Annotated in this window: 18 protein-coding genes; 8 read left to right on the forward strand and 10 right to left on the reverse strand. The window is 60.1% G+C overall.

The genetic code is table 11. The features are described 5' to 3' along the window. Nucleotides 1-16: 16 nt before the first annotated feature. The gene (locus DCC24_RS03735; protein WP_110098585.1) at nucleotides 17-925 is read left to right on the forward strand and encodes an anchored repeat-type ABC transporter permease subunit; all 909 of its coding nucleotides are present in this window, start codon (nucleotides 17-19) and stop codon (nucleotides 923-925) included. Nucleotides 926-1,055: 130 nt separating this feature from the next. Here DCC24_RS03735 and DCC24_RS03740 read toward each other — a convergent pair whose 3' ends face one another. After that, nucleotides 1,056-1,865 (reverse strand): PspA/IM30 family protein, encoded by an 810-nt coding sequence (locus DCC24_RS03740; RefSeq protein ID WP_110098586.1) that lies wholly within the window; start codon nucleotides 1,863-1,865, stop codon nucleotides 1,056-1,058. A 117-nt stretch (nucleotides 1,866-1,982) separates the two neighbouring features. Next, nucleotides 1,983-3,473 carry a hypothetical protein gene (locus DCC24_RS03745; protein WP_146206273.1) on the reverse strand — a complete coding sequence of 497 codons (1,491 nt, stop codon included), beginning with the start codon at nucleotides 3,471-3,473 and terminating at the stop codon, nucleotides 1,983-1,985. A 241-nt stretch (nucleotides 3,474-3,714) separates the two neighbouring features. On the opposite strand from DCC24_RS03745, the gene DCC24_RS03750 reads away from it, so the two are divergent. Together DCC24_RS03750 and DCC24_RS03755 are read left to right on the forward strand one after the other, a co-directional pair. Beyond that, the gene (locus DCC24_RS03750; protein ID WP_110098588.1) at nucleotides 3,715-5,277 is read left to right on the forward strand and encodes a S1C family serine protease; all 1,563 of its coding nucleotides are present in this window, start codon (nucleotides 3,715-3,717) and stop codon (nucleotides 5,275-5,277) included. A 61-nt stretch (nucleotides 5,278-5,338) separates the two neighbouring features. Next, entirely contained in the window at nucleotides 5,339-6,106 is a 768-nt protein-coding gene (locus DCC24_RS03755; protein ID WP_233491969.1) for a PIG-L deacetylase family protein, read from the forward strand. 6 nt (nucleotides 6,107-6,112) lie between these two features. Here DCC24_RS03755 and DCC24_RS03760 read toward each other — a convergent pair whose 3' ends face one another. The 3 genes from DCC24_RS03760 to DCC24_RS03770 form a co-directional block, all read right to left on the reverse strand. Further along, on the reverse strand, nucleotides 6,113-7,495 hold the full coding sequence (locus tag DCC24_RS03760) for an anti-sigma factor domain-containing protein (RefSeq protein WP_158524587.1): 1,383 nt from the start codon (nucleotides 7,493-7,495) through the stop codon (nucleotides 6,113-6,115). A 76-nt stretch (nucleotides 7,496-7,571) separates the two neighbouring features. Further along, nucleotides 7,572-8,108, reverse strand: a complete 537-nt coding sequence (locus DCC24_RS03765) for a tRNA (cytidine(34)-2'-O)-methyltransferase (RefSeq protein WP_110098590.1) — start codon at nucleotides 8,106-8,108, stop codon at nucleotides 7,572-7,574. Nucleotides 8,109-8,176: 68 nt separating this feature from the next. After that, the gene (locus DCC24_RS03770; protein WP_158524588.1) at nucleotides 8,177-9,235 is read right to left on the reverse strand and encodes a J domain-containing protein; all 1,059 of its coding nucleotides are present in this window, start codon (nucleotides 9,233-9,235) and stop codon (nucleotides 8,177-8,179) included. A gap of 101 nt (nucleotides 9,236-9,336) precedes the next feature. Here DCC24_RS03770 and DCC24_RS03775 point away from each other — a divergent pair, with 101 nt between their 5' ends. The 4 genes from DCC24_RS03775 to DCC24_RS03790 all read left to right on the forward strand — a co-directional run bounded on the left by DCC24_RS03775 (nucleotide 9,337) and on the right by DCC24_RS03790 (nucleotide 13,384). Next, entirely contained in the window at nucleotides 9,337-10,599 is a 1,263-nt protein-coding gene (locus DCC24_RS03775; RefSeq protein ID WP_110098592.1) for a cysteine desulfurase family protein, read from the forward strand. Between the two features lie 115 nt (nucleotides 10,600-10,714). Next, nucleotides 10,715-11,857: a tRNA 2-thiouridine(34) synthase MnmA gene (gene mnmA / locus DCC24_RS03780; protein ID WP_110098593.1), complete on the forward strand. Its 1,143-nt coding sequence runs from the start codon at nucleotides 10,715-10,717 to the stop codon at nucleotides 11,855-11,857. A gap of 44 nt (nucleotides 11,858-11,901) precedes the next feature. Continuing rightward, the gene (locus DCC24_RS03785) at nucleotides 11,902-12,276 is read left to right on the forward strand and encodes a chorismate mutase (RefSeq protein WP_110098594.1); all 375 of its coding nucleotides are present in this window, start codon (nucleotides 11,902-11,904) and stop codon (nucleotides 12,274-12,276) included. A gap of 7 nt (nucleotides 12,277-12,283) precedes the next feature. Continuing rightward, nucleotides 12,284-13,384, forward strand: coding sequence for a hypothetical protein (locus DCC24_RS03790; RefSeq protein ID WP_110098595.1), 1,101 nt, complete (start codon nucleotides 12,284-12,286; stop codon nucleotides 13,382-13,384). A gap of 5 nt (nucleotides 13,385-13,389) precedes the next feature. Here the strand turns inward: DCC24_RS03790 and DCC24_RS03795 are convergent, their stop codons facing one another. The 5 genes from DCC24_RS03795 to DCC24_RS03815 form a co-directional block, all read right to left on the reverse strand. After that, the gene (locus DCC24_RS03795) at nucleotides 13,390-14,682 is read right to left on the reverse strand and encodes a DUF58 domain-containing protein (RefSeq protein WP_110098596.1); all 1,293 of its coding nucleotides are present in this window, start codon (nucleotides 14,680-14,682) and stop codon (nucleotides 13,390-13,392) included. A 63-nt stretch (nucleotides 14,683-14,745) separates the two neighbouring features. Beyond that, nucleotides 14,746-15,777: a MoxR family ATPase gene (locus DCC24_RS03800; RefSeq protein ID WP_110098597.1), complete on the reverse strand. Its 1,032-nt coding sequence runs from the start codon at nucleotides 15,775-15,777 to the stop codon at nucleotides 14,746-14,748. Next, nucleotides 15,777-17,069, reverse strand: a complete 1,293-nt coding sequence (locus DCC24_RS03805) for a DUF4350 domain-containing protein (RefSeq protein ID WP_110098598.1) — start codon at nucleotides 17,067-17,069, stop codon at nucleotides 15,777-15,779. Before DCC24_RS03805 ends, DCC24_RS03800 begins: the two co-directional genes overlap by 1 nt. Then, nucleotides 17,066-17,746, reverse strand: coding sequence for a hypothetical protein (locus DCC24_RS03810; protein ID WP_110098599.1), 681 nt, complete (start codon nucleotides 17,744-17,746; stop codon nucleotides 17,066-17,068). The genes DCC24_RS03805 and DCC24_RS03810 overlap by 4 nt, the downstream gene beginning before the upstream one ends. Further along, the gene (locus tag DCC24_RS03815) at nucleotides 17,737-19,026 is read right to left on the reverse strand and encodes a hypothetical protein (protein WP_110098600.1); all 1,290 of its coding nucleotides are present in this window, start codon (nucleotides 19,024-19,026) and stop codon (nucleotides 17,737-17,739) included. Before DCC24_RS03815 ends, DCC24_RS03810 begins: the two co-directional genes overlap by 10 nt. A 183-nt stretch (nucleotides 19,027-19,209) precedes the next feature. On the opposite strand from DCC24_RS03815, the gene mtrA reads away from it, so the two are divergent. Next, nucleotides 19,210-19,890: an MtrAB system response regulator MtrA gene (mtrA, locus tag DCC24_RS03820; RefSeq protein ID WP_255410730.1), complete on the forward strand. Its 681-nt coding sequence runs from the start codon at nucleotides 19,210-19,212 to the stop codon at nucleotides 19,888-19,890. The last annotated feature ends 2 nt before the right edge of the window (nucleotides 19,891-19,892 follow it).

Raw genomic sequence — 19,892 nt, forward strand, 5'->3', positions numbered from 1 at the left:
AAGGACCCTTCATCATATGGACTTTCTCAGCTTTCCGGAGTTTCTACAGGACCTCACCAACCCCCTGTTGTCATTTCTTCCCAAAGCCCTACTCGTCGCGGTTCTCTCCGCGCTGGTCTGTGGGATTGTCGGGAACTACGTGGTGTTACGTGGCATGGTCTTTATCGGGCACGCCGTGGCTCACTCGGTGTTCCCCGGACTGGCCATCGCCTTTATCCTGCAGGGATCACTGGTCTTGGGAGGCATGATCGCTGCGGTGATCACCGCGATCCTGGTGGCCGTGTTCTCACAGAACCGGCGGTTGAAAGAAGATTCGGTGATCGGTATCTTTTTCGTGGCCGCTTTCGCCCTGGGGATTGTGATCATCTCGTTCTCACCGGCGTACTCGGGCTCCCTGGAATCATTCCTCTTTGGCTCGATTACCGGTATCCCGACTTCTGATATCTACGTGGTCGCCGGAGCCGCCGTGCTGATTCTGGGTACCCTATTCCTCTTGCATAAAGAATTGGTCGCGGTATCCCTAGACCGGGAAATGGCTGCGGCAGCAGGCTTGCCTGTGCTGGTACTCGACGTGATTCTCTATGTGCTGGTCTCGGTTGCTGTGGTGGTCTCAGTCCAGGTGATCGGCAATATTCTCGTGGTCGCTCTGCTCGTGATCCCGGCCGCCAGCTCACGACTGGTGACCGACCGTCTCGTGGTGATGATGGTGCTTTCCCCGGTGATCGGGGCAGTCTGTGCCTTTCTGGGACTCTATCTGTCCTGGGCCGCCGATTTGCCTACCGGGGGAACGATCGTCTTGGTGGCCACCGCCGTCTTCCTCTTGCTGTGGCTCGTGGCTCCACACCATGGACTACTGGGCCGATTGCTGGCCTCTCGTAAGCCCACAGCACGCAGTGTCGAATCCAGCACTGCTGCCACGGTTTAAGAGCACGACCCAGGCGTGCTTCGGAGTCGGGCTCAGTTCCTGAGCTCGCCACGCCACGGCCCCGAGAACAGTACCAGCGCTGTTCTCGGGGCCGAAGCGTGAGAAAAGGATGAGATCAGATAAGAGAACCTTAGGCGTTCTTCGTCTCTGAGTCCGGGGTGTATTCCAACTGAGCGAAGAGTTCCTCTTCGGATTCCCCACCCTGCAACGCCTGAGAACCATTGGAGGACTGACCGGCCTTCAACGCTGCCAGCCGGGCTTCCACCTCGCTCTTCTCACCTAAATCCTCCAAGGCTTCAAACTGGGCGTCCAGACTGGAGGAATTCAGTTCCTCCATGCCTCGTACGCGGGCTTCTTCGCGCCGGATCTTCTCTTCGAAGCGATCCACCTCACTGGTGGCATCATAGGAGCTCAGCGAACCAATGGCTTCCTGGACCTTGGACTGGGCCTGCGCCGACTTCGCACGAGCCACCAGCTCATCACGCTTGGAGGTGATCTCGCTGAGCTTCTTATTCATCTGCTGCAGACCGGACTTGAGCCGATCAACGACTTCACGCTGAGACTCAATAGCCGGCTCCGAGCGTTTGGCCGCTTTCTCAGCGTGCATCTGACGTTCCAGAGCGATCTTGGCGAGGTCATCGAATTTATCCGCTGAGGAGCCATCGCTGTCTTGACGGAACTGATCAGCTCGTTGCGAGGCAGCCAGTGCCTTCTGTCCCCAGGATTTTGCCTGCTCAATCTCTTCCCGGTGGTCATCTTCCAGCATCCGCAGGTTGCCGATGGTCTGGGCCACGGCGGCTTCAGCTTCTTTAATGGAGGCGGTGTAGTCACGCACCATCTGGTCCAACATCTTTTGCGGGTCCTCTGCTCGGTCGAGTAACGCATTGATGTTAGCCTTCGCTAGGGTCGCGATACGGCCGAAAATTGATTGCTGTGCCACAGGAAACCTCTCTAGGGTATCGGGGTCAGGGATACGATATTGATGATTGCTTTAACTCTACGAAGCCAGACGACAAAGGACCAGAACCAATCTCGTGGTTTAGCTGAGGGCCTCAGCCTAGCGACGACGTCGCGACGCTCGACGACTCCGTGAACCCGCCCGATGTTTCATGGGGAAGGGGATGCCACGGCTGATAGACCCGGTGGAGCTTCGGTCCCATCTCGTGCGCCCCATCCCGATCGGGTACCTAGGACCGAAGCCATCATCGGGCTCGTGGTGAGCGATCTCGGCGGCCTGATCAGCTAATTGAGAAGCGCGGCGGGCGTTGTTCAAGGCATCGATGGGATCTGTCTCGGCCCGTTGCTCGGCGGTTTGGAGTGCGGACTGGGCTTCATTGAATTTGGCACGAGCGCTATAGCCGATATATCGACCACGCCTGCCAATGTAGTCAGAGCTACCGCGCACTTTGGCTCGAGCTTGTTGCAACTCTTTACCCAGCGCGGTCCGGGCGCGGGCCAGTTTATCGTGGTAGTTCTGGATAAGCTCGAGTCGCTCAGCGAGCCGCTGGTGGGCCTGGGACAACCGGTCCAAGAGCTTCTCCGGATCGATCTTGTCCTGCTGGAGCCCAGCTTTCACTTCATCGATCGCCTGACGTAGGTCTGTCGTCGGGGGGCGCAAATTGCTGTAGTCGCCCTGCTCCATCAGCGCCTCAGCAGCCAAGATATCTTGTTCTGAGTCGACAAGTCCGGCGTTGAGATTCTCCACCGCGGTGGAAAGTTGGACCTCTTTGTGCAGGATCCCTTCGGCAAGCGAACGGAGATTCACGGCACGGTCCCAGCCCTGCCGAATAGCCAGTGTTGCTTGAGACCGATCCCCGGCGTTCAACAATTCGGCGGCCTGATCGATCGTGCCACGCAGTTCAGCGATCCCGCTGATGAGATGACGATGATTATTGGAGACCTCTTCTAAACTCGGCCCCTGATACTGCTCGGTCAGTCGCTCTAATACCAGGCGCCCTGGTTCAATCTTCAGGTCAATATCGTCGGCCTCGTAGCGGAGCTTGCGTAGCCCCTCTTCGGCAGAATCCTCTAGACCCCGCAACTTGTCGAAGAACGCCTCTTGCTGTTCCAAGACCTCATCAACTCGGTTGGCGGTGGCCAGAACTTCTTCGAGTTGCTGACGGGCTTGGTGCTCTGGCATCTCCGTGAGCTGATGTTCCACCTGTTGACTGGTCCGAAACGCTTGCAAGAGTGATTCTTTGGCCTGTTGGACCTTCAGATGGAATTCCTCGACCGCCTCTTCACCATAGGAAGCCATCGCGAAACCGACCTCTTCTTCAGCACGATGGATATTGTGATCGGCCTCGAGTAGCTCGAGATTGGCCTGCTGAAAAAGGTCGTCTAGTGGGATCCGAGCTTTACTCTCTGGGCGAGTGCGCTCATGCGACCGCTGGCCGGATCTAGCCTGGCCGAAACGTTGATCCGACCACAATTTCGGGCGGCGAAGGATTCGCACCAAGCCTCCCACCACGACGATCAGAAATACCGCCACAACGATCAGGCTAAACATCGACACGGTGAAGGAAGCCAGGGGCATTACTGGAGTCACATTACTCACTCCTTCGGACCGGACAGGTTACCTGACGTCACCTGGCCTACTGTGACATCAGGGTGGACTGGTGACCCTTTAGAGTGTACGGGGTAGCGCTGTTAAAGTGCACGCTCCACGGTATCGAGACAGCATCCAGCTAACGTCCAGTTGCTACTCTCAGAACCTCCAGAGACGTAGGGGAGAATGATCTCCAGCTCACCTGAGTCAAGGCCCTGAAATGGAAGGACATCAACAACCCATGAGCGAGTCTGGCAATCTGAATAACTCTCAGAACCCGGAAAACAGTTCCTCCCAGCCTGGTGGCAACATGCCACCGTTTCCGTCGCAACGACCTGCGGGTGCCCCGGCCACGCCATCCGAGGCCGATGAATCCACCGGCCCGGTCTTTCCACCGGCTGGTGCTGAGCAGAACGCTCAGTCCCCGGGACAGCTACCGTATGCGACTGCACCCCTCGACGGGGCTTCGGCGCTTGGCCCATCCGACCAGACTGGCTCAGCTCAACACGGTCACGACGCGCCCGAGCAACAGCACAAAAAAAGTTTCGGTTTGCCGGCAGTGCTGACCATTGCGTTACTGGCCGGCTTACTCGGCGGCGGGATCGGCGCAGGCGCACTGTACGGGTTTTCTGCGCTCAACGATGATTCCTCAGGCGTGTTTAGCGCTGAGGACCGCAGCGGGGATCGCTCCGGGAACACCGGCGGGGTCAACCGTGAAGAAAACACCACTCTGGTCACGGACGCGGCAGCGACGGCATCGCCTTCGGTGGTGACGATTTCGGCGTCGTCTTCCTCCGGGTCGGGGAGTGGCTCCGGGGTGATATTGGATGATCAAGGCCATATTCTGACCAATACCCACGTGGTCACCCTCGGGGGTGCCACCGGTGATGCCGAGCTCAGTGTGCAAACCGCAGACTCCCGTGTTTACACCGCAGAAGTCGTGGGCACCGACCCGCTCAGCGACCTGGCTGTCATCAAGATCGATGCTGAGGGACTCACGCCGATTGAGATGGGATCCTCCTCCGATCTCAACGTCGGAGATCAAACCATCGCGATCGGTGCTCCGCTGGGTCTTTCGGGGACCGTCACTGATGGTATCGTCTCCCAAATGGATCGCACCATCGCGGTCCAGTCTTCGGCGGCTCCGGAACCAGACAGTGGGCCGGGATCCGGAGGTGACGACGATGGGCTGTTCGAGTTCCATTTTCCTGGACAGCAAGAACAGTCGCAGTCCTCGGGCGTCATCCACATCAACGTGATTCAGTCCGATGCTGCCATTAACCCGGGTAACTCCGGTGGCGCGCTGGTGGATTCTCAAGGACGGTTGATCGGTATTAACGTCGCCATCGCCTCGGCCGGTGGCTCATCCGGTGGTGAACAAGGCAATATCGGTTTGGGCTTTGCTATTCCGGTCGATTACGCCCAGCGTGTGGCCGGTGAACTGATCGAAAACGGTGAAGCCACTCACGGTGCCCTCGGTGTGTCGGTCACCCCTGAGGCTGCACGCACCGACGGGTCAGAATCCGCCGGTCCGTTGGCCCCCGGATCTGGCGGTGGGGGAGCCTTCGCCGCTGGCGCTCGCGTGGTGGATGTCGCCGACGGATCGCCGGCCGATGAAGCCGGTATTCAAGAAGGTGATGTCATTACCTCCGCCGACGGTAAACCCACCGCGGATTCTCAGGCGCTGACTGCCACGGTTCGTGAGCACGCCGCCGGGTCGGAAATTACCTTGGGTGTTACCCGTGACGGCGAACAGCAAGAAGTTCAGGTGACCCTCGGTGATGAATCCCAGCTGGGCAACTAAGCTAGTCTGAGATCTGCGCTGAGACGGCGCACCGGAACACACGAGTAGAAGACAGGCCACTGTGAGCGCAGATTTGTTGACACTTGATCCCGCCACGTTCGTGCAACAGCACACGATTAGATCGGTGTTGGCCATTGGAGCTCATCCCGACGACCTGGATTTCGGGGCAGCCGGAACCCTAGCGGGTTTGGTAGCCTGCGGGGTCCAGGTTCGTTATGGGATTGTCACCGACGGCGACGCCGGGGGCTTCCACGACCAGGAACGCAGTGCCCTGGCAACTCAACGCCAACACGAACAACGAGTGGCTGCCGAGACGATCGGGGTCAGCACGGTGGACTATTTAGGGTATCGGGACGGGGCAGTGGTCCCGGGCCCGGACCTGGAAGAAGATCTGGTGCATCTGATGCGTGAGATGAGACCGGATCTGGTGCTGGCCCCGCACCCGGAGCGCGACTGGTCGTCCCTGCAGAAGTCTCATCCGGATCATCTGGCCACCGGAGAAGCGGTCACTCGTGCCATCTATCCGGCGGTCGAAAACCCCTTCGCATTTCCGCGTTTGGCTCAGCAGGGGTGGGACACGGTCAAGATCCGTTATCTCATGCTCTACGGTGCACCCGCTACACGACATACCGTGCGCATGGATGTCACCGATTTTGTGGGGCAAAAATTGGCGGCCTTGGACTGCCACGCATCACAGCATCCGGATCCGGAGTGGATGCATCAGCGGGTCGCCGACCAACTCCAGGCAAATCACCCAAGTCCGTCGCGAGCCGCTGAACTCTTTCACCTGGTGACCGTCAATGGGGAGCTGACCTTCGCTGGCTTTTAGCGACTACTAATGCAAATCGATCTGGACCAGTGGCTCGGTGGTGGGGTAGTCTGAGCCGTTCTCAGGCTCAATGGTGACCCAGAGCTGCTCGTAGCCGTTGACCCCACGGAATTGGACATGGCGGTCTTCCATTTGGGTGGCATCGTACTGGCCGAGCGAAGAGGGAGAGTCGCCGGCAGATGCAAAGAGCCAGACCTGATAGGTTTGGTCAGCTCCCAGATCTGGCACCGAGGAGAAGGACAGGTATGCCACGTCTTCATCCCGGGAGAGGTGGGCTTGCACGGTACCGCCGGCGTTGAGATCTTGAGGCGAGGTCAGCTGGGTATCGTGGGCGTCATCGACGGTGGAAACGATATCGTCGCTGGAGGCCAGAAGCGTCGAGATGGCAATGACGGCAGCCAGCAAGAGGGCAATGACCACCGCCCAGATGATTTTACGCTTAGTACCGCTGGCCGGCTCAGGTTCGGGTTCGTGCGTATCAAACTGCTCGACGAAGCCGACCCCAAGATTCTGCTCTGGCAAGGATTCCAGTAGCTGATCGAGCATCCAAGACTCCGGTTCGGTAGTCAGTCGGCGGAACCCCCACGCTAGGCTGCGTTGCAAAAGGCTGATGCGTAGTTGCCACTGTTCTTTTTTTTCCCGGCCCAGCCGGTGAACGTGGCTATCAATGGCGATGCGCTCGTCTTCATCGATTGAGTTGGTGGCCACCAGAGCAGCCAATTCGTCGACCAGGCCAGACTCCAAATCGGTGGTAATCGATTGTGAAAAGGTGGGACTCTGGCCGGTGCGTGCGGTGACCTCCGGGGTAACCGGTTTTGCCAGAATCGGATCTTGAGTGGTGTCAGAGACCCCGGTGACCGCTGCAATATAGCGTTGTGACAACCGCGAACAGGTATCGCGTAACCGTGATTTTAGGGTGGGAACTCCCACTCCTAGCTCCCGAGCTGCTTCCGGGTAGGAGCGGGCTCCTAGCCAGATGATGGTCAACGCGCGCAACTGGGCCTCAGACAGTCCGTGCAACTCCGGCAGTTCGGCGGCCAGGGGGAGCAACCCGGCTTCGTCGTTGATCTCGGTGAAATGCCCGGCATAAATGAGCTCAGCGAAGGTGCGCTGGGCGAGTGAAATAATCCAGGTGGCAGCAGTACGGTTCCGGGCGGTTTCATCGCTAGCGTCCAGAGTGAAATCGAGATTAAAGTGGGGCGCTTGCTCCCATAAGGTGGTGAACACCGAGACGGTAGCTTCGCCGGCCTGTTCTTGGGTGGTCAGCAGAGCGCGAGCAAAACCATAAACCGAGGGTGCGGAGGTATCAAAAAGTGCTGCGAAGGCCGCACGGTCGCCTTCACCGGAAAGCTGGAGGAGTCGGGCAATACCCGGTGTTTCAGTCTGCATCGTCATTCCAGCATAGAAAGATTTCGCCACCTGCGTCGCTAGGCCACGCCCTGAAACCTTAATTCATTCGTGATGTTTAGGCTCCACCGGCGAAGCCGAACTGGCGCCAGGCCTCATAGGTGACAATGGAGGCCGAATTGGCCAAATTCAGGGAGCGTCGTCCCGACTGCATCGGGATCCGGACCCGATCGGTGATGCCAGGATGTTGCAGTGTTGTTTCGGTCAGTCCAGTGGATTCTTTGCCAAAGAGTAAGACATCCCCGCGACGGTATTGAATCTCGGTGTACAGACAGGTGGCGTGGGAGGTGAAGGCAAAGACCCGCTCGGGGGCCAGTGCGTGGAAGGCGGTGTCCACATCCGGATGGATCGTGACGACCGCCAAGTCGTGGTAATCCAGGCCTGCCCGGCGGAGATGGGCATCGGCGAAGTTGAATCCCAGTGGTTCGATCAGGTGCAACTCGGCACCGGTAATGGCCGCTAACCGGATGGCATTACCGGTATTACCGGGAATTTCGGGGGCTTCGAATACGATCCGGAATCCCGGGTTGGCGGTGTCGGGATGCAGACTGGCCTGGGTGTGCGGGTTGGTGTCGTGCCGGTCGGGAGCGGACATGGCGGGTGTTTCTTCTTCCTATGGAGTCATGACTACTGTGTCATGTCGACGGAGTCTGGTGTCGCTGTCTAGCGCGCGGGATGGGAGCGGTCTTTCGGGAACGGCGACATGGCCACCAGCGATCCCAACAGGTTCCGATCGAGCACATGGTGTTGGTGGTCGACGCCGAGGAACATTTTCAGATGCCGGATGGTGTTATTCAGATTTGCCGGCACATCTTCGAGCCCGCAGGAAGTCTGGTGCGGCCCGGTACTGGTGACGTCCGGGGCAAACGGGTGCTGATCCGATGGGATGAGTGCGACAAAATGACCCACGGTCAATTCCGGGAACAAGGTGACGAGCCCAGCCAGGGCAGAAGGGGACCGGGTGGCATCACCTGGCAGAGAGACCGGTCGATTCTCGGCGAATAATCGTTCCCCGTCCCACTGATAGACTCCCGGCGATGCTTTCATCAGCCACACACAGGCCAGCCGATAACCGCACAACACTACCATGGGGATCTGCGTCGACGGGGGCGGGTTTGTTCCGAGCAAGGACCTAGCTTTATCGCGACGGTGGTTTTTCAAATGACGGGTGAGTTCCTTGGTTTTCAGTCCCAGCACGATGCGGGCCGCCGGTAGTGCTTGACGTAGCGAGGGGGCCACGGTGCTGGCGACCTGCGCGTAGGCACCGCTGCGACCAGAGGAAAATAAACCGGTAGGAACACGGCCGATCACCGAGGATTCGACCAGGGTGGCATCGACGATCACGCTGGTCTTTCCCAGCTGAACCGTCACCGGCCCCTGAGCCAAAGACGGTACGACGGTGACCGGTTTCGGGGTCTGGCGGGAGGACTGTTGCCTCGTGGTGGACGATGTCGCCGAGGTGCCTGTGGCCCGTGAGGAACCCGCTGACCGTGGCGAGCGCGTCCGGGCATCGCGGTGAAACTCTGCCCGGGCTTCGGCGGTTCCGATCAGTTCCCAGGCACGGGTGACGAGGTCGAACTGTGCCGGATCACCGCCCAGATCCGGGTGGGCCTGACGTTGCGCCTTGCGGTACCCGGCCTTAATTTCGTCCTGACTTGCGTCAGCACACACCCCGAGTACCTCATAAGGGTTGGGGGAATTCGGGAAATCAGAGGTTGACACGGTGAGAATCATACCGAAACCCGGTGCGCTATCCCGCTAGGTTGCTCTGTTGCACACCACGGCAATCGAGGGTGATGGTCCAGGAGTTTTAGACTGGAGCTGTGAATACTTCCGCAGATCGTGTCTACCTTGACCATGCCGCCACCTCGCCCACCCGGCCCGAGGCGATCGAGGCGTTTGTGGATCAATCCCAACGGATCGGCAATGCCTCGTCACTGCATACCGCTGGGCGTGGCACCAAGCTTCGGGTTGAAGACGCCCGAGACCGCCTGGCCGCCGTGTTGGGAGCTCACCCCACCGAGGTCATCTACACTTCCGGCGGCACCGAATCGGACAACCTGGGCCTGCAGGGCCTTTATCATGCTCGCCACCGCCGAGATCCCCGACGCCATCAGATTCTGTTTACCGGGATTGAGCACGCCGCCGTGATCGACACACTCGAAGCCCTGGAGGCCCACCACGGCGCCGAGCTGATTCAAGTCCCCGTCGATGCCACCGGCCGGGTAGAGGTCGAGGCATGGAAGGACGCCATTGATCAGCATGCCGATCAGCTGGCGCTGGCAACCATGATGTATGCCAATAACGAGATCGGTACCGTCCAACCGATTGCCGAATTGGCCGAGGCCACCGCAGCCGCGGAGCTACCCTTCCATGTGGATGCGGTGCAGGCGTTTGGTGCCCTGGAGTTACATTTCGACCACCCGGGGGTGACCACCATGGCTATTTCCGGACACAAAATTGGGGCGCCCATCGGTATCGGCGCGCTTCTGGTGCGTCGCGACGCCCAGGTAGCGCCAGTACTTTTTGGCGGGGGCCAAGAGCGCGATATCCGCTCCGGAACCATGGCCTCGGCACTGATCGTTTCCTTCACCGCAGCCGCCGAAGCTGCCACCGCCAACCAACAGGTCGAGCGCGAACGACTCAGCGGACTTCGGGATCGGTTGATCGCCGGAATCCAGCAGGCCATTCCAGAGGCACAGTTGCAAGGTGACCAGGACCGGGACCCGGAGACCGGGCAGCACGTGCCGGTGGGGACTCGTCGTCTGCCCGGCAACGTGCATTTTTGTTTCCCCGGTTGTGAGGGAGACTCGTTGCTGTTTGGACTGGATATGGCCGGCATTGAGTCCTCGACTGGTTCGGCCTGTACCGCTGGTGTGTCCCGTCCCTCTCATGTTGTGTCCGCCACAGGAGCCGATGAGCAGATGGCACGCTCAACCCAGCGGTTTTCGCTCGGCTACACCACCACCGAGGCTGATATTCAGGCCGTGCTCTCCGTCCTACCGGGCGTCTACGCCTCCGCTCAGCGGGCCGGAATGGCCGGGCAGGATTCTCATATTGTGACCGCCAACTCCCATCGGGGCTGACCGGGAATAGGTAGGGTGCTGGTGGTGTTACATCGAGCTGTTATGGTAGAGGCCCGGTGCCACACCAGACGTAAGATCCGCACCATTCCACCACGGGAGAGAAAGGGCAAGAATCGTGAAAGTGCTTGCAGCCATGAGTGGCGGTGTCGACTCCTCAGTCGCTGCTGCCCGGGCGGTCGATGCCGGTCACGAGGTGGTCGGCGTACACCTGGCACTGTCAAGAATGCCAGGCACCCTCAGAACGGGGTCTCGCGGTTGTTGCACGATTGAAGACTCCCGTGACGCCTGGCGTGCCTGTGAGAAGCTGGGTATTCCGTACTACACGTGGGATTTTTCCGAGCGGTTCAAAGAGGATGTGGTCGATGATTTCATCGCCGAATATGCCGCCGGACGAACCCCAAACCCGTGCATGCGGTGCAATGAACGCATCAAATTCGCTGCCCTGTTAGAAAAGGCCCTCGCCCTGGGATTTGATGCGGTGTGTACCGGACACTACGCCAAGGTGATCGAAAACGACCAAGGCCACCTGGAGCTACACCGTGCCGCTGACGATGCCAAGGACCAGTCATATGTGCTCGGTGTGCTCACCGCAGAACAGCTCGAACACTGTCTGTTCCCCCTGGGGGATACCCCCTCGAAGTCGTTGGTGCGCGCTGAAGCCGCCGACCGCGGACTGTCGGTGGCGCAGAAACCAGACTCCTATGACATCTGCTTCATTCCCGAAGGTGATACCCGCGAGTGGCTCGAAGAGCACATTGAGATGCGTCCGGGGCAGATTGTCGACACCGCTGGGACTGCGCTAGGCCAGCATCGCGGTGCGCAGGCCTTTACGGTTGGACAGCGCAAAGGCCTGGGAATTGGCACGCCGGCCCCGGACGGCAAGCCACGGTTCGTCCTTGAAGTCCGGCCGAAAGAAAATGAGGTTGTGGTTGGTCCCCGCGCGATGCTCAACATCGACCGGATTACCGGAATCCGGCCATCCTGGGCGGGACAACCGCTCGACGAAGAGGCCACCGGTGAGTGGTTCGACTGCCAGGTGCAGGTCCGTGCTCACGCTGACCCGGTGCCTGGACGCGTCCGCGTCGCCAGCGATGAGGTCGATGGCGCTGAAGCCACGGTATGGCAGATGGAACTGGATGAGACCATCTCCGGGGTAGCCCCAGGTCAGACGGCGGTGGTGTATCAAGGCACCCGCGTGGTGGGACAAACCACCATCCACCGTGCGGTCAATGCCGAGCGTATGGGTGCTTGGGTATAACCTGTCGGCGACAGATCCGCGATACGTTGACTACAGTGAGTGATATGAGCACATCCGAGCATGCCTCACCTCACGAGCTGGCCGAACCCGCAGTTCTCGAGCAACTCCTGGCCATTCGTGGCAGTATCGATAACTTCGATGCTGCTCTGGTTTATTTACTGGCCGAGCGGTTCAAATGCACCCAGCGGGTCGGCAAACTCAAAGCTGAGAATAATCTGCCACCCTCTGATCCGGAGCGGGAAAAAGCCCAGATTGCCCGGTTGCGTCGGCTGGCTGAGGACGCGGATCTGGACCCGGCATTTGCCGAGAAGTTTTTGAACTTCATCGTCTCCGAAGTGATCTGGCACCATCAGGCCATCGCCGATGACCAAAAGAGCGACACTGCCCAGGGCGCGGAGGACCATGAGACGACCAGGTGAGGCGACCGTGTCCAGTGAGGCACAGAAACCCGATCTCCCTGCTCTGCGCGTTAGTCTCAGCACCCCGGACCCTGGCCCCGGGGGTCCAACCGCGTGGGGTGAGACTCTGGGCATCCTGCTTGATGAGTTGCCCGGTCCCCACCTGCCTCAGTTGCCGTACTGGCAACCACTGTCCGAACTTGCTGTCGGATTACCCGGGTTTCTGGTGGCCAATCGTCGCAGCTACGGCTGGCAAGTACAAGCCACCGAAGCGACCCCGGGCAAAGAACAACGCCGATATGCTACAGCCCTGCGTGAGCAGTTCCAGCTGGTGGCCGATTACCAGCAAGAGCGTCCCCTGCCAGAGTTGATGCTCGAGGTTCCCGGCCCGGTGACCCTGTTCTCCGTGCTGATGGGCCCCGGCGGTCAGAAGATCATCCGAGATCACGGCGCTCGTCGCGATGTTGCCCACGTGTTGGCAGAGGCACTGGCCGAGCTCGTCCAGATCAGTGCCCGTATTCTGCCGGAGACTACCTTGCGTTTGGTGGTTCGAGACACCGATGTTGTTGCCGGCCTACGAGGAGCGATCGCCACGGCCTCGGGGTATTTGACCGAACGGAGCCTCGATATCGCCGAGCTCGAGACGTACTGGGCACTACTTGCCGACCAGCTTTGTCCCACCGGGTCCGAGCTGGTTTTCCAGGTCGATCTAGACCCCCACCACCTCGGGAAAGACGACAGGCTACTCACCTCATTGCACACCCTGGCCACCAACGACCAAGACAGTCCACCACTTGGCGTCAGCATCAGCTTTCCGGCCCTGGAAACCGATCCGGTGGGACGTTGGGCCAGCTGGCGGTGGGAATGGATTGAACGGTTCCGCCACTCCCAAATCCCCTTACACCTGGAATGCGACCTCGAGCGACTCGACGGCATTGACCCGCCCCGGGCTGGAGTAGAGCTGGTGGAAACCACTGAACGCGTCGGGTTGGACCCCCGGGACCTGGCCTCGAGCGTACTGGTAGCCCGAGCGACCAGGCCGATGACGGGAGTAGGACTGGGACGTTGCATCGAAGCATTACGCGGTGTGGCCGATGAGTTCTCCCAGCGGGTGCCCGGCCCATCATGACGCGACTACAACCGTCCGGCAGCTTTGAGATGCAGATAGGTATCGGCTAACCGGGGCGGGAGATCCTGCGGATCGGCTTCGACCACTTCGGCGCCAAACCGTCGTAGCTGGGCAATCAGACCGGCTCGACGATGTTCGTCTTGTTCTGCCGAGGCGGCCTGAAAGACCGTCTCGAGGTCTTCGCGTTCGGCCGCCATGGCCTCGAGCTCCGGATCGGTGACCGAGGCCAGCACCACCTGATGTTTGCGCGCAATCGTCGGTAACACCGGGAGCAAACCTTGCTGAATGGCTGCGGTGTCCAGGGCCGTAATGAGTACCACCAGTGCTCGTTGTTTCACGGTCTGAGAGATGAGCGAGGACACCTGGGTGAAATCGGCAGCCACCAGCCGCGGGAATACATCGGTCAGCGCCGTGACAATCTGGTGCAAGAGTTTCCCACGCCGGGTGGAAGAGGCCCGGGCCTGAACTTTCTGGTCCAGGGCGATAACTTCGACACGGTCACCGCCAGCATCAGCCAGTGCCGCTAAAAGTAGCGCGGCCTCAATGCCGGTATCCAGTCGGGTGCCGTCTTCGCTCCGCACGGCCGAGGTGCGGGAGGTATCGATGAGGATCAACACCCGACGGTCCCGTTCCGGTCGCCAGGTGCGTACCACCAGTTCTTGGGCGCGGGCAGTAGCCCGCCAATCAATATCGCGGACGTCATCGCCACGGACATATTCGCGCAAAGAATCAAATTCGTGCCCGGCCCCGCGGGTCAAGACCGCCGACCTCCCGGCCATTTCCCGCAGCGAGACTAGCTTCGAGGGCAGGTGACGCCGGGAGTTGAACGGTGGAATTACCGTGATCGCACCCTCGGCGCGATGCGTGTATTGTTTGCCCGCCAGCCCCAACCAGCCCCAGCTACGGACCGTGACGATTCGGGAGCGCAGTGTGCCGCGCCTAGTGGGGGTCAGGTGCATGGAAAGCCGGCGGGACTCCTGGCCCGGAATCGTGACCGGTTGTTCCGGGCTGTCGGCCTGAGCGGTGGGTTGCCACCCATCCCGGACCGAACCGCGCAATGTCCGGGAGCTCTGATTGGTCACCACCAGCTGAACGGTAGTCGTTTCACCCAGCCGAATACTGCCCTGCGCGGAACGGGAGAAGGACACCCGGCGAGGCGAAACGGCGGTCAGTGCGTCCGCACACAGCACCACGATCAGCCCGAGCACACACAACCCCAGCGTTGACCAGCGCGGAAACAACAGGATGGGAAACAGGCCGATAATAGCCAGAATCATCGCGCGCCAGGAGATGACCATAACTCGTAGCTACCTGCCTTTGGTGTGTCGAGGATGGTGGGAGAGGACGGAAAGAGACGGTGTTTAGCGGGGGACCGGCACACTGGAGAGTAGTCCGGTCAAGACTTGGTCGGTATCGACACCGTCCAATTCGGCCTCCGGGCGCAGCAACACCCGGTGGCGTAGGGTCGGTAGCAACAGCGACTGCACGTCGTCGGGGGTGACGAAGTTGCGGCCCGATAGCCAAGCCCAAGCCTTGGCACAGTGCATCAGAGCGGTACCACCGCGCGGGGAAGCACCCAACTGGAAAGAGGGGGATTGCCGCGTGGCGCGGACAATGTCCGTGATGTAGCTGAGCACCTCTGGACCGGTGGCGACTTGTTGCACCGAGGCGCGGGCTTTGAGCAAGGTCGTTTCCTCGGCCACCGGCTGGATGCCCACGGCGTCGAGATCTGCGGCCGAGAAACCCGCCGCATGACGGCGCAGGATCTCTCGTTCCTGATCGCGCTCGGGAAGATCCATCACCACCTTGAGCAAAAACCGATCCAGTTGGGCTTCCGGAAGGGGATAGGTTCCCTCGTGCTCGACCGGATTTTGAGTGGCTGCCACCATAAACGGGTCCGGCAACCGCCGGGTTACCCCGTCGGTAGAGACTTGGTATTCGGCCATGGCTTCCAACAAGGCAGCTTGGGTTTTCGGTGGGGTGCGGTTGATTTCGTCGGCGAGCAGCACGTGGGTAAACACCGGGCCCTTGCGGAATTCAAACTCCCCGGTTTTGGAATCATAGACCAGCGAGCCGGTGACGTCGCCGGGCATCAAATCCGGGGTGAATTGCACTCGGTGGGAGTCTAGTTGCACCGATTTGGCCACTGACCGGACCAAAAGCGTCTTGGCTACACCGGGGACCCCTTCGAGCAACACATGCCCCCGACACAAAATACCGATGAGCAATGCAGTCACGGCCTGGTCCTGGCCCACGACGGCTTTAGCCACTTCGCCACGCACCTGGTTGAGTGCCTCCCGCAGGTCGTCTGCCGACTGTGCCCGCGCAGACTGGTCCTGTGGGGGGTGACCCTGGGGTGGCTGGGATGGCGGAAAAGCCGGTGGCTGGTGCATCATGACGTGCTCCTCCCGTGATCGGGGCGTAGTACCTGGTCGATGAGATGTTCAAAATCTGTGAGTTCTTGGGCAGTGGTCACCATCTCCTCGGGGGAAATGTTGTGGCTACCGTGGGCTGGGACGAGTCCGGAGCTGATCTTGAAGAGCTGCTGGATGTCCTGGACCGGCTGGTTGGTGTGGAGTGCAGCCTGGCGCATGATGGTCTGCGGGTCGGTGTTGCGCCCTAATCGCATGCTGTGGGCGATGCGACGCAACGTCGCCTGTTCCAAGGCCTCGAGAGCTTGAAGGTGGTGTCCGGCACGTCGGTGCATGCGGGCTCGGCCCACCGTGGTTTCGGCTGGCTTGACGACCGAGGGCAATGGCTCGCGCACGATCGGGCCGTGGCGACGTCCTAACCAGAACATGGCCAGCACGGCCAGCACGACCGCCCACCAGATTCCAAAGACCACGAAACGAGGCAGTTGCGCCTCAGACAGCGGAGCATCGGAGTCCAAGAGCTCGGTGAAGTCCGGGGTATACCAGATCAGGTCCTCGCGCGAGCCGGCCAGGCGTAAGGCCAAGGCGGCATTGCCTCGCTCGTCGATCCGTTCATTGGTGAAGATCTTCGGAGAGGTCAGTACCGTGATCCCGGTTGCTGTTTCGGCCAGGAGCGCCGTGGCTTGGTCGGAGGATGCGTTCTCGGGTACGGGAAAACACGTGGAGATCTGGCCGGACTCACGCTGCGTGCGGGGGACCGATACCGCCCAGGAAGAGCTATCAATCTCACCGGCGACCCGCCCGTGCTCCAGCTGGCAGTCCTCGGTCGTGCCCGCAGTGATCCCGCCGTCGTGACTGGACACGGTGGCGTAGTCCCGCGAGAACTCGTCGGTGAAGTGTTCGAGTAGCTCCGGGGATGAGGTTGAAATCACCAGCTGGGATGGTGGAATGGCCTCCGCGGCGCGTTGCCGTGAATCATGGGGCGCCGAAGCCAGGTTGTTGTTCTCATCGATCAATACCACCGTGGCGTCCGGATGCTGGTTGAGTTGACCTTCCAACTGATCAACCGTTGCAGCGGTGTGGACCGAGACACCGCGATCTTCCAGGATGCGTGTCATGGCCTGGGAACCATAACGGCCGGGATTGTCGGTGGAATAGGGGATCCCCTGAGTGGTGCTGGGGAGCAAGGCATAAAACACCACGCCGGCGAGCACCAGAATTCCGGCGATGACCGACACCACGATGATACCGGTTTTACGGGAACCGGTCTGTGAGGTACGTGCCGAAGACTGTAGAGAGGATGCTGCGGTCATCGGGGCACCAGATCCTTGGCGTGCTGAGCGGGGACGCTGTCATCGCGGGGTGTGGCAGGGGCCGGCTTGGCTTGGTGGAGCTTTTCCGCCAACTCGATCATCTGCGTGGCATCTGTGGCGCTGGGGGATTGGTGGGCGTAGAACGTGGTATTGAAGCGAACGGCGGCTTGTTCCAATTGTTCGGTGAATGGGGGGAAGGCCTCGGCGAGTTCCGTCGTGGCAAACGTCGCGGTGAGGGAAGGACGTTCTGAGACCAGATCCCGTTGTTGCCCGTCGCGGATCATCGACCGTAACGCATCGGCCAGTGCGTGGGCATAGTCCTGCTCGGCCACATGTCGGCGGGCCCGGTCGAGATACTCCGTGGCCGTAACGTCAGCGGCGACCTCAACCTCGTCGGTTGATGTTGTCTTGACCCGACCGGTACGGCCCGGCCGTAACCACAACACTAAGGCAATCAGCAGGGCGACTAACGCCAGGGCTAGCACGATCACACCCAGTTCGCCGCTACCGGAGAATTCGACGGCGGCCAGGTCTTGAAACCACTCAACCAGGTTATCGATCAGCTCAATGATCGGGCCGGGATCTGCCTCCGCGTATTCGGGTTTGGACAGCTCCTCTTCGGCCCACTGGCGGGCTTGCTCAGCGTCTGGGGTCAGTGGCGGGGACATCATGACCATGTCGGCGGCCCCATGGGTGGGTTAGATGGATTGGGCGGATGTGGCGGATAGTAGGGAGCATTCGGTCCCGCCGGTCCGGTGAATGGTGCACCTGCCGGTGGCGGTGTGGGCTGCCAATGCACGTCGCGACCCGGCACGAGATCGGCCGACTGAGAATCGCTACGGCGTTTGGTCGGATCAATACTGAACTCATCGATGGGACCCGAGATGGATTCAGCATCGTGGGCTAGCTGGGCACCAATGCCTTCACGTCGGATCCTCAAGTCAGTGTAGAGCAACGCAATGAAGATGGTGAACAGCGCATACAGTACCCCGGAGACCACACTGCTGACCCCGACGATGACCACCTGAGCCAGCAGGAAGCCGGTCAGCGCTTCCGCTTCGTTTCCGGCCGAAGCCAGAAAGAGTGGAGCCAGCATAGCCAACGGAATAGAAATCACCCATCTGGCGATAACGATGCAGACAGTGACCAATAAGGTCATCCCCAAAGAACGCCAAAAATTATTATTGGTCAGCACCCAAGAACGACGAAGCGCGGTCAACGGGCCTACTTGTTCGACCGCGATCACCGTCGGGGCCAGCATCAGCTTGATCGTCAGCCAGACTATGGGAATCCCCCCGGTGAGGATGACAATAATCATGATCACGGCAAAGAGCTCCGCAGGGATCTCCAGGACGGCAACAGCGAAAACGATCAAGAGGAACGCGAGCACCGACAGCGCGATGACGGCAATATTGATCAGTACCGACAAAGCAATGAGCTTCCAGTAGCTACCGTGCAACAGGCGGAAGGATTGAAAGAATCCGGTCCAGGTACCGATCGTACCGCGCATGGTGACGATGGCTACCAGCCCCGGGAAAAATACCGACGCGAGGAACAGCAACACCAATGCCAGCATTGGAAGGACGATTATCGCCACACTTCCGGATGCGATCTGTTCCGAGGTGGGTAGGCCCCCATCAAGCACCGTGGTGAACGCGACGTACATGGTGACGAAAGCCGGGGCGACTGCCATCAGGTACAAAAGAAACGTGACGAGACCGTAGCCGAGCCCATGCAACAACACGGCCCCAGGTGCGGTGCGCCACGTTGCGAAAACCCCGCTAAACAAATCGCCGATGCTCAACGGAGTCAGCGGGATCGCGCCGGGACGGGACACCGTGAGCATCAATTGTGGTTGCGGTGTGGCGTATGGTCCCCACCCCGAGGGTTGCTGGTGTTGTGGGTACCCTCCATAGGGTGTGCCGGGGCCTTGGCCCGGGGGTGGATAGAAGCTCACGATCTCTCCATTTCTGGGGACTCAGCCCGCTCAGACTCGGACTAGTTCATATGTTATAGGACAACTTTGCGGTGCAAACAGGGTGAGTTGCGGGGCGCGCGCATGCAACACGCCGCGGCGAAATTGGCCGGCTCGGTTATGCTGGTGGTCTGGGATCATATAGTCCGAGCCGGGAGGGAAGCGGTGGCTACACCCAAGATTTTGGTCGTCGATGATGACGAAGCCCTAGCCGAAATGATTGGTATTGTTTTGCGCAACGACGGGTTTGAACCGTATTTCTGCGCTGATGGCAACCAAGCTAACGAGATGTTTCGTCAGATCCGCCCGGAGCTGGTGCTGTTGGACCTGATGCTTCCCGGCAAGGACGGCATTGACATTCTGCGCGAGATCCGCATGGAATCAGACGTGCCGGTGGTGATGTTGACCGCTAAATCTGAGACCGCCGACGTGGTTCGTGGGCTAGAAGCTGGAGCCGACGACTATGTGCCCAAGCCCTTTAAGCCCGCCGAGTTGGTGGCCCGTGTCCGTGCCCGGTTGCGCGAAACCGACCACCGTGCTCAGGAGAGCCTCACTATTGGCGATCTGACAATTGATATTTCTGGTCATGAGGTTTCCCGCAACGGTGAACGCATTTCGCTGACACCGCTGGAATTCGATCTTTTGGCCGCGTTAGCCCGTCGCCCCGGGCAAGTGCTGACCCGCGAAACGTTGTTGGAGGAAATCTGGGGATACCGGCATCAAGGCGATGCCCGGTTGGTCAACGTCCACGTGCAACGCTTGCGCTCCAAGGTCGAAAAGGATCCCGATAATCCCGAAGTTGTTCTCACTGTTCGTGGCGTGGGCTATAAAGCCGGCCAGATTTGAGC

The organism is Auritidibacter sp. NML100628 (genome assembly GCF_003185985.1).
Lineage (GTDB): Bacteria > Actinomycetota > Actinomycetes > Actinomycetales > Micrococcaceae > Auritidibacter > Auritidibacter ignavus.